Source organism: Flavobacterium sp. N2270 (assembly GCF_025947225.1).
Classification (GTDB): domain Bacteria; phylum Bacteroidota; class Bacteroidia; order Flavobacteriales; family Flavobacteriaceae; genus Flavobacterium.
In genome coordinates this window covers 1214112-1234384 of the sequence record NZ_CP110005.1, presented here as the reverse complement: position 1 = coordinate 1234384, position 20273 = coordinate 1214112, and the positions used below count along the sequence as shown (strand labels likewise).

General features: G+C 30.1%; 18 protein-coding genes and 1 tRNA gene. 6 read left to right on the top strand and 13 right to left on the bottom strand.

Annotation, left to right across the window (positions count from 1 at the left end):
* Window positions 1-78 precede the first annotated feature (78 nt).
* The 10 genes from OLM55_RS05685 to xrtF form a co-directional block, all read right to left on the bottom strand.
* Complete coding sequence (locus tag OLM55_RS05685; protein ID WP_264560445.1) at window positions 79-1947, bottom strand: proton-conducting transporter membrane subunit; 1869 nt, start codon at window positions 1945-1947, stop codon at window positions 79-81.
* Window positions 1948-1953: 6 nt separating this feature from the next.
* Entirely contained in the window at window positions 1954-4443 is a 2490-nt protein-coding gene (locus OLM55_RS05680) for a YbcC family protein (protein ID WP_264560444.1), read from the bottom strand.
* Window positions 4444-4528: 85 nt separating this feature from the next.
* Window positions 4529-4915: a hypothetical protein gene (locus tag OLM55_RS05675; RefSeq protein ID WP_264560443.1), complete on the bottom strand. Its 387-nt coding sequence runs from the start codon at window positions 4913-4915 to the stop codon at window positions 4529-4531.
* A 111-nt stretch (window positions 4916-5026) separates the two neighbouring features.
* Complete coding sequence (locus tag OLM55_RS05670; RefSeq protein WP_264560442.1) at window positions 5027-5380, bottom strand: heavy-metal-associated domain-containing protein; 354 nt, start codon at window positions 5378-5380, stop codon at window positions 5027-5029.
* 19 nt (window positions 5381-5399) lie between these two features.
* Window positions 5400-7643 (bottom strand): TonB-dependent receptor, encoded by a 2244-nt coding sequence (locus OLM55_RS05665; protein ID WP_264560441.1) that lies wholly within the window; start codon window positions 7641-7643, stop codon window positions 5400-5402.
* Between the two features lie 54 nt (window positions 7644-7697).
* Window positions 7698-8105 (bottom strand): HYC_CC_PP family protein, encoded by a 408-nt coding sequence (locus OLM55_RS05660; protein WP_264560440.1) that lies wholly within the window; start codon window positions 8103-8105, stop codon window positions 7698-7700.
* Window positions 8106-8148: 43 nt separating this feature from the next.
* A complete protein-coding gene (locus tag OLM55_RS05655) occupies window positions 8149-9504 on the bottom strand; it encodes an MBL fold metallo-hydrolase (RefSeq protein ID WP_264560439.1) in 1356 nt (451 codons plus the stop codon).
* On the bottom strand, window positions 9501-10334 hold the full coding sequence (locus tag OLM55_RS05650) for a restriction endonuclease (protein ID WP_264560438.1): 834 nt from the start codon (window positions 10332-10334) through the stop codon (window positions 9501-9503). The genes OLM55_RS05655 and OLM55_RS05650 overlap by 4 nt, the downstream gene beginning before the upstream one ends.
* Window positions 10335-10358: 24 nt before the next feature.
* Window positions 10359-10793 carry an exosortase F system-associated membrane protein gene (locus tag OLM55_RS13270; protein ID WP_413614315.1) on the bottom strand — a complete coding sequence of 145 codons (435 nt, stop codon included), beginning with the start codon at window positions 10791-10793 and terminating at the stop codon, window positions 10359-10361.
* A complete protein-coding gene (gene xrtF, locus OLM55_RS05645; protein ID WP_264560598.1) occupies window positions 10786-11325 on the bottom strand; it encodes an exosortase family protein XrtF in 540 nt (179 codons plus the stop codon). The genes OLM55_RS13270 and xrtF overlap by 8 nt, the downstream gene beginning before the upstream one ends.
* Before the next feature lie 83 nt (window positions 11326-11408).
* Here xrtF and OLM55_RS05640 point away from each other — a divergent pair, with 83 nt between their 5' ends.
* The 6 genes from OLM55_RS05640 to rpe all read left to right on the top strand — a co-directional run bounded on the left by OLM55_RS05640 (window position 11409) and on the right by rpe (window position 18634).
* The gene (locus tag OLM55_RS05640; protein WP_264560437.1) at window positions 11409-11861 is read left to right on the top strand and encodes a GAF domain-containing protein; all 453 of its coding nucleotides are present in this window, start codon (window positions 11409-11411) and stop codon (window positions 11859-11861) included.
* Between the two features lie 111 nt (window positions 11862-11972).
* Window positions 11973-12242, top strand: coding sequence for a 30S ribosomal protein S15 (rpsO, locus tag OLM55_RS05635; protein ID WP_264560436.1), 270 nt, complete (start codon window positions 11973-11975; stop codon window positions 12240-12242).
* Between the two features lie 128 nt (window positions 12243-12370).
* Window positions 12371-14524 carry a polyribonucleotide nucleotidyltransferase gene (locus OLM55_RS05630; RefSeq protein WP_264560435.1) on the top strand — a complete coding sequence of 718 codons (2154 nt, stop codon included), beginning with the start codon at window positions 12371-12373 and terminating at the stop codon, window positions 14522-14524.
* 123 nt (window positions 14525-14647) lie between these two features.
* Window positions 14648-16879 (top strand): amino acid permease, encoded by a 2232-nt coding sequence (locus tag OLM55_RS05625; RefSeq protein WP_264560434.1) that lies wholly within the window; start codon window positions 14648-14650, stop codon window positions 16877-16879.
* An 81-nt stretch (window positions 16880-16960) separates the two neighbouring features.
* The gene (locus OLM55_RS05620; protein WP_264560433.1) at window positions 16961-17824 is read left to right on the top strand and encodes an RNA polymerase sigma factor RpoD/SigA; all 864 of its coding nucleotides are present in this window, start codon (window positions 16961-16963) and stop codon (window positions 17822-17824) included.
* A gap of 150 nt (window positions 17825-17974) precedes the next feature.
* A complete protein-coding gene (gene rpe / locus OLM55_RS05615; protein WP_264560432.1) occupies window positions 17975-18634 on the top strand; it encodes a ribulose-phosphate 3-epimerase in 660 nt (219 codons plus the stop codon).
* A 62-nt stretch (window positions 18635-18696) separates the two neighbouring features.
* Here rpe and OLM55_RS05610 read toward each other — a convergent pair whose 3' ends face one another.
* The 3 genes from OLM55_RS05610 to OLM55_RS05600 form a co-directional block, all read right to left on the bottom strand.
* Window positions 18697-19116, bottom strand: coding sequence for a CBS domain-containing protein (locus OLM55_RS05610; protein ID WP_264560431.1), 420 nt, complete (start codon window positions 19114-19116; stop codon window positions 18697-18699).
* A gap of 95 nt (window positions 19117-19211) precedes the next feature.
* Window positions 19212-20012, bottom strand: a complete 801-nt coding sequence (locus OLM55_RS05605; protein WP_264560430.1) for a zinc-dependent peptidase — start codon at window positions 20010-20012, stop codon at window positions 19212-19214.
* A gap of 142 nt (window positions 20013-20154) precedes the next feature.
* Window positions 20155-20228: transfer RNA gene (locus tag OLM55_RS05600), tRNA-Arg, on the bottom strand.
* Window positions 20229-20273 lie beyond the last annotated feature (45 nt).

Genomic DNA, 20273 nt, shown 5'->3' with positions numbered 1-20273 from the left:
CAAACCTGAAATTGATTCAGGGTCTTTTTATTTTTATAATTGAAGTTGATTTTACAATTGATATTGGAATTGATATTATTACGAAGAACGATAAGGTATTTCGTGATATGTTTTAATATGTGGCCCAAGGAATAATCGAGTGTAAATTCGAATTCCTGCAATACCAGAAACGATAAAACTTGAAGCTATAAAGAAAGCTAGCATTACTTGATGACTTTCGATATGACTAAAAATTAAATCTTCACCAATAAATGTAGTTGTAATTGGAAACCCTGTTACTCCTAAAGCTGCTAATAAAAAGAAAAAAGCAAATTTTGGATGTTCATAAACATGACCCAAATATTGATTTAAACTCACTTTTTCTTCCATTTTCTTAAGATATAATAGTGATGCATATCCGACAAATCCGGCAACAATAATTCCTGATAGATAAACTACTAATTCCGAATAATCTATTTTTTCATTAAAAACTATAGCTAATGAAATCCAGAAGTGATTTAAAACAATTAACATCCAAGCTATAAAAGGACTTTTTCTTTCGGAAAATGATTTAAAAACAAATAATAATCCTATAAAAGCAAATACTTCAGGTAGAACTGAAACTATTTGTGTAGGCACAATACTCTTAAATTCATAAAGTAAAATTCCTATAACAAATGTTGGAATAAAAACTAAAATCAATCGTTTTAAGTTTAAAAAATCTAAAGACTTACCTAAGGTTTTTAGAGGTTTCCAAAGCACAATTGCCATAAAATTTTCCAAATTAAATTCTTTTAAACTCCATACATAAAGTGCATATTCAATTCGTTTTGGAAAAGTATTTTTAATTCCTCTTTCTTTAGGCTGAAAATTATAAAACTGCTCACGAATCATATAACTCACAACAGAAGGAGAAACCAATAATTGATACGTTCTTAAAAAAGCATTTCCTGCAAAATGAAACAAAGCCAATGTTTCAAAACCAAGTGCTACTTCAATAAAAATTAAACCAATTTGAGAAATTGAACTATAAGCAACTTGACTTTTAACAGATGACTGAACTTTTGCCATATAAGCAGCCATAATACTAGTTGTTAATCCCATTAAACCAATTGCAATTCGGATTGAGGTTTGATGTTCCCAAAAAGGAAAAGTTCGCAACATTAAGAAAACTCCCAAATGCACAGAAAGAGAACCGTAGAATATCGCGCTCGAAGGTGTTGGTCCTTCCATAGCTCTTGGTAACCAAGACGAAAACGGAATTTGAGCCGATTTTGCCGCAGCTGCTAAGACTAATGAAAGTGCGATAAAAGCTCCGATAAAAGAATGACTTTGCAAATGCTCACTCATTAACTCAAAATTGTTCATTTTCATGAAGGTTATATTTTCATGAAATAAATGATGACTTGCCCACATGGCTAATATCATTCCGATATCTCCAATTCTATAAATTGAAAACACTTTAAAAGCGTTTTTAACTGGCAAATAACGTTCTCTATAAAAAGCAATTAATAAGAAAGAAGAAATTCCGATGATTTCCCAACCAATAAAAAGAGTTTCAAAATTTCCTGAAAGAATCGCTAAATTGTAGCCAAAAAAGAAAAACAAAACTGTGTTAAAAAAACGTTTATATCCTTTTTCTCTGTGTAAATAATAACGGCTATACGTAGTAATCATTGAAGTTAATAAAGCTCCAATAAACAAATAAACTGCCGAAATTTTATCAAAATAAAAATCAATAAAAAACTCGTAATGATCTGTTTTTAATAATGTAATTTCATTTAAATTTAAATGTGCTGCACCGTTAAATACCCAAAATATGATAAAAACAACTAATGCTACTAATTGAATAAAAACGGTTCCAAATGCTACTCTTGAAATTAAAGTTTCCTTTTTTTCTGGCAACAATAAACTTATGATAAAGCCAACTAATGGTAAGGCTATAAAAAACTGTAATATCTCGTTCATAATTCCTTAATTAAATACTCCAATTGGAAGGTTATCAATTGTTTTTTCGGCTAATTTTAATTCGTCATCAATATGAACAACATCATGTTGAATTGGGTCATAAATTTCAAAATTACCACCTTGAAAATGATATAACGCTAACGTTTCTGGATGAACCACAACCAATTTGACCCATTCATTAATAAACCATTCATAAGTTGCAGGATTTTTTGTAATAGCATATTTTACTTTCTCAGGAAAATGTTCTACAATTACTAACAAGCGAATTGGATCATGCACTTCAATCATTTGACTTGGCAAACCTGGTCTTAAATCGCCATCAATTCCGTTGGCAACACCAATTAAACCCATTACATTATGAGGCAATTTACTTCCTGCACCCAATTTTTGATTATCTACTCTTGAAAAATAATATTCCAAATTAATTCCACCACCAACTGGTGCAACAGCATTTAGTATACCAGACAAATAATCACCTGATGGATCAATAGTATAATCATATGAATTCATAAACGAACGTCTGTCTAAAAACAAATGTTTGGACAAACTTCTTCTTCCTACAACACACATGGCATTTGTTGCATGATTTAATTCTGGACGAGGCTCAAACAACGAAACCGAACGTCTTTTGATACTTTCATGCACTTTTTTAAGCGACTGAGTCGTATCTATCGTATCAAATCTTCTTGAACGCTCTTTTGCATTATTCAACAATGCTTCTTCAAAAACAATTACATTTTGTTGGTGTAAATTTTTATTGTTATCAGATAAAGAATCTTCTTGATAAAAAGTAATTTCATCACGAGTAGTATCATGTAAAGCAGGTAAAAATTGTGTTTCAGCTGGAATAACAATTCCTCTTTGAGCCAAAATTTTTCTAACTTCAGGGTGATTGATTGCAAAACAAGCCACTGTTGCATTAACCGAACTTGGTCTTCCACAACATGCACCACAGTCATAACCCGCATAATGTGTATTATTTACACTTGTTGCACCATGACCCACTAAATATACAATTGGAGCAAAATTATCTACCAAACCATTACTTTTTAGCAAACCTTCTACTCTATTTGCCATTTCTTCAACTGTAAAACCTACTTGTAAATTATCAACTCTATCGGCAACATTTTTATTTTCTATATGAAGTTTAGATTTTTTATTTAAATGTTTAAATGACGATGTTGTTGCTGGTGTCATTGTTGGTTTAAAAATATTAACAAACAACTTAAAAGCAGCAGAAAAGCCTAATGTTTGAGAAATTAACCATCCATAAAATAAAGAATGAGAACGTTTGTGATAATGAAAATCTTTTGCGTGTTTTTTCTTTCTGTGCTCTTCTTTGACTAAAAAAGTTGGCGTCATTGGAGCAGGACAAAGTTTAGTAAAAAACTTTCCGTCAACAGGTTGATAAAAGAATTCAAAATTAAAAAAAGCAGCCGTTCCAAATGTAATAGCATTTTTATCTAAATGTTCAACATGTCTTCTAAAAGAACATTCTCTGTCATCCATACAAAAGAAAGCTTGAAAACTTGCATTTACTTTCTCGTGATTTGGTTTATATTCCTTAATTCCAGCTAAAACTTGATCATATAATGTCCACTCAAAAGCTTGTTGCCATAAAGACAAAACTTCAAAATGCTCATCAGCAGCTACAGCTCTAAATAAATCTTGAGGCTCATCAGTAATTCTACTAGCTAATGGTGCCCAATTTTCACCAAATTTTTTATCTAGTGTATCAATTTCAAGAAGTAATTCGAAAATAATTAATTCTTCTAAAGTAATTGATTTTTTATCTAAAAGTGAAGCTGGATTACTCTCTATTGTTGCTACCATTCCACTCCAACCTGGATGAGAAAATTGTTGGTCAAAAATATAAGTTTCATAAAAACGTTCATCACCAACTACAATTTTTAATAAATCTGTAATAGATGCTTTTTCTTGAAGTAATTTTTTTGCTCTTTTATTGCTAAAAAAACCTGAAAAACTAGTGCGTTCTAATTCACGAATAGAAGACAAAAACCCTTTATCATGAATAGGAAAAGACCACATAGAAATTCCTTGATCTAAATAACTACAAAGCACTCTAAATAAAATACTGTGTGTAGATTTTTCTAAATTAATTGCATATTGCGTTTTCCAGTTGGAACGAAGTGCACCAATTCTTGGGCTTACAGATTCGTCATACTGTTTTTTAAGCATTTTATCTAACCAAACAGAAGCGTTTTCTTGACCTTTATTTTTAGTTATAACATGATTTAAAACAGGAGCACTAATTTCATTTTTATGAAAACGTTTTCTAAAATCCGCTATAGACAAATAGGTTTTATAGCCAAATATTTCAGAAGATTCTTGCAAAGCATCAAAAAAATGTCTGTCTTGAAAAGCATGCAAAGTATTGTGATGCACAAAGTCTTTCAACGGATTTTGTGCTGGTAAATAATGGGTTAAGTGATGAAGAACATGATGTTCATCAAAACTTGAATGAGAAGTATTCATTTTAAAATGAAAATAAGATTAATACATAAGTGAATTTTTGGATTCTAAATCAAGTTCAGAATAACAAAAAAATAAAAAGTATGTATTAAGAAAGATGCAATTTCCAATTGCAAAACAAATCATACAAAGGTATTCTGCGATTTGATTCGTGAAAATTAAGGAAATCTGAAAAAGGTTCAGATGTAGCATTTATTTGAAGGAAATTATCTTCAAAAGAATAAAAATTAATCCAATCTACTTCAATTTCAGTTTCAGAAGGCTCAGATTCGTTATAAACTAAATCTTTATTTTCATTATCTGATAAAACAAATGTGGGAAGTAATTTATGATTTGAATCGTATTGAACTATGGTCGAAGTTTCAACAGATTTATTTATTTCATGATATTGTGTAAAAGATGAAAGTGCTAACAAAAAAGTTAACAATGGTAAAATAAAAAGTAGTTTCTTAAAACCGTTATTTAATCTATTCACTTTTACATAGAAATATTAAACAAATGTATAACAAAAAACAAATACGAAAATTAATATTGACTTATTTTTTTATAAAAAAATCCCGAATATATTTTCGGGATTTTTATTTATTTAATCTAATCGCTCATACTTGCAGCAACTGTGCATTTTTTCGTAAACATCGTCAGGAGCCTTAACTAAACTCGTATCATGTCCTACGCTTGCAATTGCTTTCGCTACATCTTCTTTTGAACATTTGTTTTCGTCGATATAAACGTGTATGTCTTGACAATCAATATGCCACTCAGCACTTTTTACACCTTTAACTGAAAATGCAGCTTTTTCAATACGTTTTTCACACATTTCACAGTTTCCAGAAACCTTAATTATTACTTCTTTATTTTTACTTTTCTTTACACTTTTTTCTTGTGCTTGAGCTGCTATTCCAACAATTGACATAAGCAACACTAAAATTATTTTTTTCATTTTTCTAATTATTTAATTATTATTTTATTTTAAATCTTAATCCTACATAATACATTGAACCAAAAGTTGGGCCATAAATCATGCTGCTATCAAAACTAGAACCAAAAGGATTATCTGCACTTACAATAGCATTATCTTGTTTGTAGTTACCAATATTTTCTCCGCCAGCATATATTTCAAATGTGCTTGAAAAAGTTCTTGTTATTTGCGCGTTGAAAACTGCAAAGGAAGGTGCATATTCACCTAATTGATACTGAGGTAAATTAGTTGACGTGTTTGGCAATCTTTGTTCTCCTAACCAATTATAAGTAACATCAAATTTCCATTGTTGCCCTTTATCTAAAATGTGTGTTTGAAATGCTAAGTTAGCAAAAAATCGATTTTTAGCCTGAAGTGCTTTTTGAAGATTCCCAACACTATAATCAGTATTAACATCATAATATTTATAAGCTGTTTTTAAATTTAAATGCTTAATTAATTCAATATTGAATTCTGCTTGAAAGGAGTTGGCAACACTTTTCCCTTCTAAATTATAAAACAAAACTTGTTGCGGACTATTATCAATATCTACAACAGCTTGGTTTTGGAAATCAGTTACATAATAATCTAAAGCAATTTCAGAATCTTTACCAAACAATTTAAACGTTTGAGAAAAACTTAAACCATAATTCCATGCAATTTCGGGATTTAATCCATATAGTTTTCCACTAGTATTCAAGATTGAAAAATTACGAGATGACGCAAATAGGTTTTGGTTTTCGGCAAAAATATTCGCCGCTCTTTTCCCTCTTCCTGCCGAAGCTCTAATTACTGAGTTTTCCCATGGGTTATATCTAATATGCAAACGAGGCGTTACAAAAGTTCCTAACCGATTATGATTATCAACTCTTGCTCCAGCAACTAAACTAAAGTTATCTAAATTATCATAAGTATATTCAAAAAAAGCTCCTATTGAGTTATCAACTCTTGAGAAATCTTTTGAAAAATTTAATCCTACAAATTCGTCATAAGCATCATAAGAAAAATTAATTCCGGTAGTGAACTTATTTTTTGTGTTACTAATTATTGAATTAAATAATAAGTTAGAATAATAACTTTTTTGATGAATATTGTATTGGTTTAAACCAAAATACGAATCTTGTTTATGCGATTGAAATGAATTTTGAAATCCGAAACTTTGATAAGGCATATTGGGAAAAACATAACCTGTTTTATTTGAAATTTCAATTTTTTCGGTATTAATTTCGCTTCCCCATGCATTTGTAGTAAACTTATCTTCATCAGGATTAAAAGAAACTTCACCCGATTGTTTATCGTCTTTCATATAACGCACATTTAAGAAACTTACAATTCCTTTTTCTGCATCGTTATATTGCCAACGGTTTAAAATATTAACTTGTTTTCCAATTGGGTTATCCAAAAAACCATCGTTATTCATGTCATTTTTTACTTGTCGAGTATTTCCATGAATAAATAAAGTAGAACTTAACTTATCTGAATACTTTTGATTGAAATGCGTATTCAATTCGAATCTTCCTTCGGTAGAACCATAAATATTTACAAAAAAAGGAATATCTGTTGCTGGTTTTAGAATTTCATAATTAATTTGACCCGAAATACTTTCGTAACCATTAATTACGCTTCCTGCACCTTTGGTAATTTGAATGCTTTCAACCCAAGTTCCTGGCACAAAAGACAATCCGTAAGCTTGTGATGCACCACGAACAGAAGGAATGTTTTCTTCGGCAATTAAAATATAAGGACTTGTTAAACCTAACATTTTAATTTGTTTGTTACCTGTAACAGCATCAGAAAAATTAACATCAATTGAAGGATTGGTTGAAAAACTTTCCGACAAATTACAACAAGCGGCTTTCAATAGTTCCTTTTGCCCCATCGTTTGAAGATTGATAGAAGAAGTATAAGAATTTCTTGTACTCTTAACTGTTTTAGAAACTGTAACTTCATTTAAAGTTGTTAGTGCAACCAGTTTTATTTGTAAAGATGTTGAAGAAGTAACTTCAATTTTTTGAGTTTTAAAACCTATATAACTTACCAATAAGTTTTTTGTATCTGGTGATGTTTTAAGTGTAAACTTTCCGTTTTCATCGGAAGTTGTTCCAATAGAAGTTCCTTGCCAAAAGACATTAGCTCCCATTAATGGAATATTATCTTCATCTAAAATTGTTCCTTTAATTTCTGAATTTTGTGCGAACAATGATGATGAAATAAAGAGTAGCAATACTGCTATTTTTTTATACATGAGTATTTAATTTAATGTTTTTATTTTCGATTAAATCGGAGTTAAAACATTAAATTAAGCGTATAAAACTAATTGGCAATATAGTTTGTAAAAGGGTGGCGCGTGTGAATCGCAATAAAACGAAATGATTTCTTTTTTAGAAACAAAATCATTCTTTTTAATTGGCAATACTGTTTTACATTGTGTAAAATAAACAGCATTAAAGTCAATTTTAGAATAATGAGACAAGAAATTATCATTCTTTTCTTGTGCTTTAATTATTTTGTTTGAACAACAAGAATCATGTGTTTTTTCAACTTTACAACAAGATTTTACATCTTCAATACAAATTTCTTCAACTTGAGTTGTAAACGAAACACCTGCAATTTTATCTTTACAATAATGCACATTAATAGCCAATCCTAAATTTGAGAATAGGATTAATATAGCTAAAAATAAAGTGGTGCTTTTTCTAAATTGCATAATGCAAAGTTATAAAACTTTTATCTATTAAACTCAAAATTAACTAAATTTCAATAACTTGACCCAAATAAGGTACAACACAATCGAAATTATATTTTTCTTGTATTTTAATACGAAGCTCATCTGAAGCCATATTTTCTCCATGAACTAAAAATATTTTTTTAGGTTTTTCAGTCAAATCACTCAACCAATCTAAAAGATCTTTTTGATCTCCATGTGCAGATAAACCTTCAATTAAAAATACAGAAGCATTTACCTCATAATATTTTCCATACATTTTTATTTCTTTTGCACCTTCTAATAATTTTCTTCCACGCGTTCCTTCTGCTTGATAACCTACTAATAAAACTGAGTTTTCAGGTTTAGAGATATATCTTTCTAAATAAGACAAAACTCTCCCTCCAGTTATCATTCCGCTAGCAGCGATAATAACTTTAGGTTGCTTATCATAAATGGTTTCTATTGTGTCTTTATAATCAGAAATTAATGTAAACATACTACACATTTCTTCACATTCTTCAAAATTTAACTTATGCCATTTTCTATTTTCTTGAAAAACCTTCAAAACACTTATTCCCATTGGAGTATCAATAATATAAGGAATATTAGGAATTCTGTCTTGTTTTTTAAGTTGCCAAAGTAAGTACATAACTGTTTGCACTCGTTCTACGGCAAAACTAGGAATTACAACATTTCCTTTCTTTTGAAATGTATTATTAATTAACATCTCTAAATCAAATAAAGGATCGTTATTTGGATGCAAACGATTTCCATAAGTACTTTCTATAAAAACATAATCTGCTTTTTTAGGCTTTATTGGAGGAAATAGCAACACATCATCATCTTGACCAACATCTCCTGAAAAAACTAATATTTCATTATTGACTTGTAAAGAAATTGAACAAGCGCCTAAAATATGCGAAGCATAGAAAAATGAAAAATAAATATCATCAGTTATTTTTATATCTAAATCAGGTTCTACAACTCTAAACAACGGAATTACTTTATTAACATCTTCAACCGTATAAAGCGGAATTGCAGGTTCGTGCTTTGAATACTTCTCTTTATTAGCACGTTCGGCTTCTTCTTCTTGAATTTTAGCACTATCATACATAATTAACCTCGCAATTTCTTTTGTAGGTGCGGTACAAAATATTTTTCCCGTAAAACCATCATTTACTAATTTAGGCAACCAACCGCAATGATCTAAATGACCATGAGTTAAAATAACATAATCAATATTTTCTGGTTTATAAGCTAAAGGTTCTCTATTTAATTCTCTTAGCATTTTAATTCCTTGAAACAATCCACAATCTATTAAAATAGAAGTTTCATCTGTCTCTACTAAAAATTTAGAACCTGTTACAGTTCCGGCAGCACCTAAAAAATGAATTTTCATAATTGTGTATTTAAGAGTTGATTACATTCTTTTTGAACGTTTTTTAACCTAGATTGACTAAGTTTTAATTTTGCAAAACTATTTTTATCATGGATTAAATTATAAACTGTTAAAACATCTTGTAACAAAAGCACTTCTTTTTCTGCAATTGTTAAAGTTGTTAGACATGTTATTGGATAAACTCTATATTGTTTTACAATATCTTTTAATCCGTTACCTATTGGGTAATCCCAACTTAAGAGCGATAAACCAGAACATTCTCCAAACTTAATTGCTTCGGAAGTAAATTTATTATTGGTAACCAACCAACATTTAGAAATAAAATCATTTGAGGAGAAATGATTGATTTTGGTTGTTTTTAAGTCGTTAAACCTTGATAAAATATACATCGGAATTTTTACATCAGTCTTCACTTCTTGGCTTCCATGAAATTTACATTCAACCATTGCTACATGATCGTTTTTTTTAATTAAAACATCCATTTCATGCGAAGTACATTTTCCCTCTAAAAAAACATTTGTAACAGTTGTATAACCTTGAAGTTCAAATAATCTTGAAATAAATTTTTCAAAATAAAAACCAGCCGGACCAAGCGCCATGATTCCATTTTTTAATCCGTATCGGGCAGCATGAGCTTTGGAAATAGTTTTAAGTTTTTGAAAAGCTAGTTTGTAAATTTTCTTAGAAGGAATTCCTTCATAAAGTTGAGGCTGAATTTCTTTTAGTATTTCTTTTGCCGTTTGAACATCAGCTCCAGAAGAAACCATTGATTTAATTAGTTTTTCTTCATTAAAATTGACTATTTCACCCGAGAATTTTCTAACTTTCATAAGCTATACAGATATAGCCCTAAGTTAGTGATTTATTTTGTTTTTTTGATAATAAAATGCAGGAATAAACAAAACCAAAAGTACAGGTTGTATTAAAAACCTTCTTATGTAAAATAGAATCATATAATCTGGATTCTCTGAATACAAATAGGTAAAAAAAGAAATGATTAAAATTAAACTAATAAATACATACAAATAGACTGCAATTTTTAAAATGGCCTTATCTGAAAACAATTTATAAATTATAAATATAGACAGTAAAGAATTTATAGAATATCTAAATAAAAGATTTGAAAATAATTTAACAGAATCAAAATTTGGCAAAGACTTATGAAAATACTCTGATTTATAAAATGCAATAAAGGGATCGTAAAATATTTTAGTTTCAAAAGCCCTTATACTAGCTAATAAAACAAATGCTAAACCAATTAAAAATATACTTAGCTTATTTTTAATCATCTTTTCTATTGTTTCCTGAAAATTTCAAAACCCACCCTATCCACAATAAAAAAACCACACCATATATGAATAACGGAAATACTGTTCCGTGTAATAATTCCTCGTAATCTGGATAATAATATAAAGAGTAAGTTAAAAGTGCAATTCTGACAATGTTTAAAACATAAATAAGTATAACTCCTAAAATAATATATAAAAACGTTTTTTTTATGGTACTTGAAAAGGCAAAAATAAAAGCTGCAAATAGAATTATTACACTAACAGCATTACAGCCTTCTATAATTCTAGACACATATTTACCTTTATAAAATATTTTAATTGAAGGCTCAAACTCATGATTAACAAGTTTACTATCCTGTTTTAAAAAAAGTAAAAAATCATTTGTATTATGAGCTACTAAAGTAGAAATTGAATCTACCTCATTTAACATAGGGTTATACTGGTTTAAATATTGCCTATAAATAAAAGTAAAAACCATATAAAAAAGTAAAAACTTAATAAGGAATATAAAAAAAAGCTTATGTTGTAACAATAAAGATCTCAATTCTTCTATTTTTAACAAAAATATATAAATTTTTAAACTATAGATTAAATACTTTTGTAAAAAAATTGAAAATGAATTCAGAAGCAATATTACAAACTGTAAATACCATTGTTATTAGTGACTCTACAAGAGATGAGAAATTACTCAGTATTTGCAAACTATTAAACGAAAATATAGAATATTATAATTGGGTTGGTTTTTATTTTGCCAATCACGAAACTAAAACATTGCATTTAGGACCATATGTAGGAGCAGAAACTGACCATACAGTTATTCCATTTGGAAAAGGTATTTGCGGACAAGTAGCAGTTTCAAATGAAAACTTCGTCGTTCCAGATGTATCTGCACAAGATAATTATATTGCTTGTAGCTTCACGGTTAAGTCAGAAATTGTTGTGCCATTATTTGTAAATGGAATAAACATAGGTCAAATAGATATTGACTCTCATGTAATTAATCCATTTACCGAAGCTGACGAATTACTATTACAATCTATAAATCAAGAAGTTGCAAAATTATTTTAAACCAAAAAAATAATTTATAATTTATAATTCATAATTTATAATTATTACTATATTTGCATCCGAATTGTAAAACGCAATTCATACATAATAATCATTTAAAATAATATTAGCATGTACTTAACTAAAGAAGTAAAAGCGGAAATTTTCGCTAAGCATGGTGGAAAAGCAGAAAACACAGGATCTGCTGAAGGACAAATCGCATTATTCACACACAGAATTTCACATTTAACAGAGCACTTAAAAAGAAATCGTCATGATTACAATACTGAGCGTTCATTAGTACTTTTAGTAGGTAAAAGAAGAAGTCTTCTTGATTACTTAATTAAGAAAGACATTTTGAGATATCGTGCGATAATCAAAGAATTAAACATCAGAAAATAATAGATATGAGGGGCTTTGTGCCCCTTTTATTTTACGTTTTATATTAGAAAAAGTTCGTTTTTCATTGGGTACACAACAACTACAACTACAACACAACTGACCCTTTGTTTAATTAAGAATTAAAAATTATGATTCCACAATTATTTGTAGAAAACATCGATTTAGGTGATGGAAGAAACATTACAATCGAGACAGGTCGTTTGGCTAAACAAGCCGATGGTTCTGTAGTAGTTAGAATTGGTAAAACTGTAATCTTAGGAACAGTTGTATCGTCTAGAAAAGCAAGCCCAGGTATTGACTTTTTACCGTTAACAGTAGATTATCGTGAAAAATTTGCCGCAGCAGGTCGTTTTCCTGGAGGTTTTTTCAAAAGAGAAGCACGCCCAAGCGATAGCGAAGTACTAACAATGCGTTTAGTTGACCGTGTTTTACGTCCACTTTTCCCATCAGATTATCATGCAGAAGTTCAAGTTATGATTCAATTAATGTCTCATGACGACGACGTAATGCCTGATGCATTAGCAGGATTAGCAGCTTCGGCAGCATTAGCTTTATCTGACATTCCTTTTGAAACTTTAATTTCAGAAGTTAGAGTAGGAAGAATTGATGGAAAATTCATTGTTAATCCATCACAAGCACAATTAGAATTATCAGATATTGATATGATGATTGGAGCTTCAACAGATTCTATCGCAATGGTTGAAGGTGAAATGAAAGAAATTTCAGAAGCAGAAATGTTAGAAGCTATTAAATTTGCTCACGAACATATTAAAGTTCAAATCGCAGCACAAGAAAGATTAGCAAACGCTTTTGGTAAAAAAGAAGTTCGTACTTATGAACCAGAAAAAACAGACGAAGCAATTCATGCTAAAGTAAAAGCTGCAGCTTACGATAAAATTTATGCAATTGCATCTAAAGGTTCTGCTAAACACGAACGTTCAGCAGCATTTGATGAAGTTAAAGAAGAAGTTAAAGCTTTATTTACAGAAGAAGAATTAGAAGAAAATGGAGATTTAGTTTCAAAATATTTCTATAAAGTCAATAAAGAAGCTGTTCGTAACGTAACTTTAGATTTAGGAACTCGTTTAGACGGAAGAAAAACTACGGAAATCAGACCAATTTGGTGTGAAGTTGATTATTTACCATCTGTTCATGGTTCTGCATTATTTACACGTGGAGAAACTCAAGCTTTGGCAACAGCAACTTTAGGAACTTCTAGAGAAGCAAACCAAATTGACTCACCTTCACAACAAGGAGAAGAAAAATTCTATTTACACTATAACTTCCCTCCTTTCTCAACTGGAGAAGCTCGTCCATTAAGAGGAACTTCAAGAAGAGAAGTTGGACACGGAAATTTAGCACAACGTGCTTTAAAAAACATGATTCCCGCAGATTGTCCTTATACCATTCGTGTAGTTTCAGAAGTTTTAGAATCTAACGGTTCTTCTTCAATGGCAACTGTTTGTGCTGGAACATTATCATTAATGGATGCTGGAGTTCAAATGATTCGTCCAGTTTCTGGAATTGCAATGGGATTAATTACAGATGGAGATCGTTTTGCAGTTTTATCTGATATTTTAGGTGATGAAGATCACTTAGGAGATATGGATTTCAAAGTTACTGGAACTTCAGAAGGAATTACAGCTTGTCAAATGGACATCAAAATCGACGGATTAAAATATGAAATCATGGAGCAAGCATTAGCTCAAGCTCGTGATGGACGTTTACACATCTTAGGAAAATTAACTGAAACTTTAGCTCAACCAAGAGTAGAAGTTAAAGACCATTCTCCAAAAATTATAACAAGAAGAATTCCAAATGCATTTATTGGAGCATTAATTGGACCAGGCGGAAAAGTAATTCAAGAATTACAAAAAGCAACTGGAACAACAATTGTCATCAATGAAGACCCAGTTTCTGAAGAAGGAATTGTTGAAATTTTAGGTACTGACCCAGCAGGAATTGCAACGGTTATGGCTAAGATTGATTCAATCATTTTTAAACCAACAGTTGGCGAAGCTTATGAAGTAAAAGTAATTAAAATGTTAGATTTTGGAGCGGTTGTAGAATATACAGCAGCACCAGGAAACGAGGTTTTATTACACGTATCTGAGTTAGCTTGGGAAAGAACAGAAAATGTTGCTGATGTTGTAAAACTAGGTGACGTATTTATGGTAAAATACTTCGGTATTGACCCTAAAACAAGAAAAGAAAAAGTTTCTAAAAAAGCTCTTTTACCTAGACCTCCTAGAGAAGAGAAAAAAGAAAATAAAGAAGGTTAATTAATTCAGTATTAATTTTTTTAAAAAAGCCATACATAAATATGTGTGGCTTTTTTTATTTCCTATATTTAGAAATTATTTGTGACTTTAAACAAAAGATAATATCTAGTGAAAATTACTTTTATGGAAAATAAATTACAAAATCTAAAAGCTAACTTCGGTACATTACCAGTCTTTTTAACTGCTATTTCAACAATATTAGGAGCTGTTATGTTCTTGCGTTTTGGCTATGCGGTTGGAGAAGTTGGATTTCTAGGAACACTTCTTATCATTTTAGTAGCTCATATGGTAACTATTCCTACAGCTATGGCATTGGCAGAAATAGCAACCAATCAAAAAGTTGAAGGTGGTGGAGAATATTTTATCATTTCTCGATCATTTGGAGTTAATATTGGGGCTTCAATTGGACTAGCATTATATCTTTCACAAGCCATTAGTGTTGCCTTTTATATTATTGCTTTTGCCGAATCATTTGAAGCCATTAAACCTTGGGTATTATCTGAATTTGGCTATGAAATTTACGACAACAGAATATTTAGTGTACCTGCACTTTTATTACTAATAGGCCTTATGGTTACTAAAGGTGCCGATTTAGGAATGAAAGCATTATATGTAGTTGTTGCTATTTTATTTGTATCCTTAATTATGTTTTTTTTTGGAACTACTGACTATGCAACAACTTATGATAGCTCTTTATTATTCAGTAATGTTGAATCTAAAAATGGCTTTTTCTTTGTTTTTGCAATCATTTTCCCTGCATTCACAGGAATGACAGCTGGAGTTGGATTATCTGGAGATTTAAAAGACCCTAAAAAATCAATTCCTATGGGAACGTTAGCAGCTACTATTGTTGGAATGATTATATATATATTTATTGCTTTAAAACTAGCTTATTCTGCTTCGCCAGAAGACTTAGTTAACGACCAATTAGTAATGAGTAAAATCGCATTGTGGGGACCAATTATTCCTTTAGGACTTGCTGCTGCAACAATTTCATCAGCATTAGGTTCATTTATGGTAGCTCCAAGGACATTACAAGCAATTGGTAGCGACAACGTAATTCCAAACCAAAAAATAAATGATTTTGTATCAAAAGGTACTGCAAAAAACAACGAACCTAAAAATGCAACAATAATTACTGCTGCAATTGCAATAATTTTTGTTTTAATGGGAGATGTAAATGCTGTAGCCGAAGTAATATCGATGTTTTTCATGGTTACTTATGGTTCATTATGTTTAATATCTTTCATGCAACACTTTGCAGCCGATCCAGCTTACAGACCTTCTTTTAAATCTAAATGGTACTTATCATTAATGGGAGCAATTTTGTGTGTTTACTTAATGTTTAAAATTAACGCTGTTTACGCAGTTGCCTCAATTTTATTAATGATAGCAATCTATTTTTACATCACCTATAGTAATGATAATAAAAAAGGAATGGCAAATATTTTTCAAGGTGTCATCCATCAATTAAGTAGAAATTTACAAGTGTTTTTACAAAAAACCGATAAAGAAACAGATTCTGATTACTGGAGACCGGGTGTTTTATGTTTATCAAAAGAAAGTTTTGAACGCTTATCAGCATTAGAAATGATGAAATGGATTTCCTATCGTTATGGTTTTGGAACTTATATTCATTATGAAAAAGATTATTTCTCAAAACAATCTAAAGAGTTGGCCGATCAAAAACTTGCAAAATTAATCAAGACAGCAAACAAAACGAATTCTAATGTTTTCTTAGAAACAATTATATCGCCATCAAACACTGCTGCAATTGTACAAGCAATTCAGCAACCAGGAATTTCAGGTCATGATAACAATATGATGCTTTTTGAATTCAAAAAAGGAACTTCAGAATGGCTTGAAGATATTATAGATAATTATAGTTTAATTCAAAGCGCAAAATATGATCTTTGTATTCTAGCGACTTCTGACAGAAATTTTGGCTATAAAAATGAAATTCATGTTTGGATTAAGAAAGAAGATTTTGAAAATGCAAACTTAATGATTCTTCTATCTTACATAATTTTAGGTCACCCAGACTGGAAAGGCGCAGAAATTAAAATATTCGCAGCTGTAGACAAAGCTAATTTAGAAACTGAAAAAGCCTATTTAATAGAATTAACAACAACTGGTAGGTTACCAATATCTCCAAATAATATTATTGTAATTCCAATTGAAGATACAACAGATAAAGTAGAGTTAATCAATGAAACTTCTAAACTTGCAGATTTAACTATCCTTGGTTTCCACGAAAGTTCAATAAAAACAAAGGGAGTAGAGCAATTTAACAACTATAATAGAATAGGAAATGTACTATTTGTAAACACTCAAAGTGGAAAACAAATAAAATAATTAAAAAAATATTTTATTTATGTAACTTTTTTGTAACTACAAACGTATAATAACCTGAATACTTAAAATTACTGCAAATTAATGAGACAGCTTAAAATCACCAAGCAGGTAACTAATCGTGAAACTGCATCCCTAGACAAATACCTACAAGAAATTGGAAAAGTGGATTTAATTACCGCTGATGAAGAGGTAGAATTAGCTCAACGTATAAAAGCTGGTGACCAACGAGCTTTAGAAAAATTAACAAAAGCTAATTTACGTTTCGTTGTATCGGTAGCTAAACAATACCAAAATCAAGGACTTACACTTCCCGATTTAATTAATGAAGGAAACTTAGGTTTAATTAAAGCTGCTCAACGTTTCGATGAAACTCGTGGATTTAAATTTATTTCTTATGCAGTTTGGTGGATTCGTCAATCTATACTACAAGCATTAGCAGAGCAATCTCGTATTGTTCGTTTGCCATTAAATAAAATTGGTTCTATAAACAAGATTAACAAAATGTTTGCTTTACTTGAGCAATCTAATGAACGTGCTCCTTCTGCTGAAGAAATTGCAAAAGAATTAGACATGACTGTTAATGATGTTAAAGAATCTATGAAAAATTCTGGTCGTCATTTATCAATGGACGCGCCTTTAGTTGAAGGAGAAGATTCAAATTTATATGACGTTTTACGTTCTGGTGAATCTCCAAATCCTGATAGAGAATTAATTCATGAATCGTTACAAACTGAAATTGAAAGAGCATTAGAAACATTAACTCCACGTGAAGCAGATGTAGTTCGTTTATACTTTGGTTTAAGCGACCAACATCCAATGACTTTAGAAGAAATTGGTGAAACTTTCGATTTAACTCGTGAGCGTGTTCGTCAAATTAAAGAGAAAGCAATTCGTAGATTAAAACATACTTCAAGAAGTAAGATTTTAAAAACATATTTAGGATAACCTAATAACAATAACAACAGTTTCAATAACTGTTCGTTTTTTGATTGATGATTGAAACCTCGGCTGATTACCGAGGTTTTACTTTTTTAATCAGAACTTGTTTCAGATTATCTATATATAAATTACCTTTGTACAAACAACACAACTACTATGAGTAAAAATACACTTATTGCACCATCAGTTTTAGCTGCTGATTTTGCAAACTTACAACGCGACATTGAAATGATAAACAACAGTGAAGCAGATTGGTTTCACATTGACATTATGGACGGTGTTTTTGTTCCAAACATTTCTTTTGGAATGCCCGTTTTACAAGCTATTTCTAAACATGCAAAAAAAACTATCGATGTTCATTTAATGATTGTTGATCCTGATAGATACATTTCAACTTTTAAAAAATTAGGTGCTGACATTTTAACTGTTCACTATGAAGCTTGCCCTCATTTACATCGTTCTTTACAAGCCATTAAAACTGAAGGAATGAAAGCTGGAGTTGCAATTAATCCTCACACTAATGTAAGCTTACTGGAAGATGTCATTAAAGACATTGATTTAGTATGCATCATGAGTGTTAATCCTGGTTTTGGTGGGCAATCTTTTATTGAAAACACATATAAAAAAATAACTCAGTTAAAAGAAATTATTACTCGTAATAATGCCTCTACTTTAATTGAAATTGACGGCGGTGTTACTAACAAAAATGCAAAAGCTTTAGTTGATGCTGGAGCAGATGTTTTAGTGGCTGGTAGTTATGTTTTTGGAGCTCAAAATCCAACTGAAACAATTGCTGACTTAAAAAAACTTACATAGTAAAAAACATACATTTTAAGTACGCCCCAAAAAAATTAATATTATTTGGGGCATTTTTTATTTTAATATTGATTAATTAAATACTTAATTAAATCAGTAGTTGTTACAATTCCTACTAATAAATTACCCTCTACTACTGGTAAAGCATGAAACTCTTTTGAAGCAAGTATTTCTGCTGCTTCTTTAATTGTAGTCTCGGGAGAAATTGATACTAAATTTTTAGCCATAACTTGTTCCACTGAAAACATATTATAAACCGTTGCATCAACTTCTTCTTCTTCATCGTCAATAGCATCTGCAAATGAAATTCTAAGCAAATCGGTATAACTCAACATTCCAATAATTTTATTCCCGGTCATAACAGGAATGTGACGAATGCGGTGTTTTTTAAATAACCCTTCGGCCTTAGTCAAAGTATCGGTAATATTTAACTTTACAACCTCTTTTGTCATAATAGTTGAAACTGGAACAATTTGCTTCATAATAGTCTTCTTTAAATTAATAGTTTAAAGATAATCAATAAAAAACAATCCTAAAACAACTTAAATCATTGATTTAAAGACATTTTATTCGTATATTATATCGCTTCTGTAAAGTTAATCATGACCTTTACCTTTTCGAATAATTGTGGAAATTCTGATTTAAACTGGCTTGGAGTTTCAAAAAAATGCTCTAGAATTACCGCTATAAATTCAAACTCATTGGTATACGCGTAAATTCTAAAATAATCAGATTCAAGGAGTTTTTTATAGTTTGGCGGGTATTTTACTTGTTCTATAATCTCATTATAAGTAACTGCAAAAATAGTAGCCGAAGTATCGTTTTTCTTTAATCCTTCAAAATGCAGTACATGAGAAAATTCATGTAACCCTAAATTTAAGTTATCATTAGAAATTTCATAACCTTCCATAAAGTGTTTCCATGAAAAAACAATTGCTTTCATTCTTGGATTAAACTCACCTTTATGATATTCATTATTTGTAGATGAATAATAGATGTCTGGAAAAACAATAATTTTATTAATTACAGTAAAAAGATAGTTTCTCATTCCAAAAGTCAACATAATCGCCGTTGCTGCAATAAGCACACGAATTTCTTCCGTAATTTGTAGGCCTTCTTTTCCGTAAAAAGGATATTTTTTTAAAAAAACAGCAACTCTGTGTTCAAAATATAATTTTTCTTTAGAAGACAGTTTTTTATAGAAATCAAACTGATTATGCAAAACACTTAATTGAGCTAACGAAAGTTTTTTAGAAAATGGGTAAAAATGCACATAAATAGGCTTTCTAAAGAAAAATGCATAAATAGGTTCTACAATTACATTATAGGCAAAAAAACCAAAAAAAGTAAAACCAATTAAAAGTAAAATGTAAATCAATGGGTAAAAAATTGAGTTTAGCTAAAATACATATTCTGACTCAGTTAAAATGATTTGATTTATTTTTTTTTCAATAAAATAAAACCTTAAAAAACAACCTTGAGCAAACATGATTATTCTTTAAGATTTTATTTATTAAGTGTGACTTCGGCAGGGTTCGAACCTGCAACCAACGGAGCCGAAATCCGTCATTCTATCCAGTTGAACTACGAAGCCTTATTGAGTAATTAGTGAATAGTAAAAAGTGATTAGATAATTACT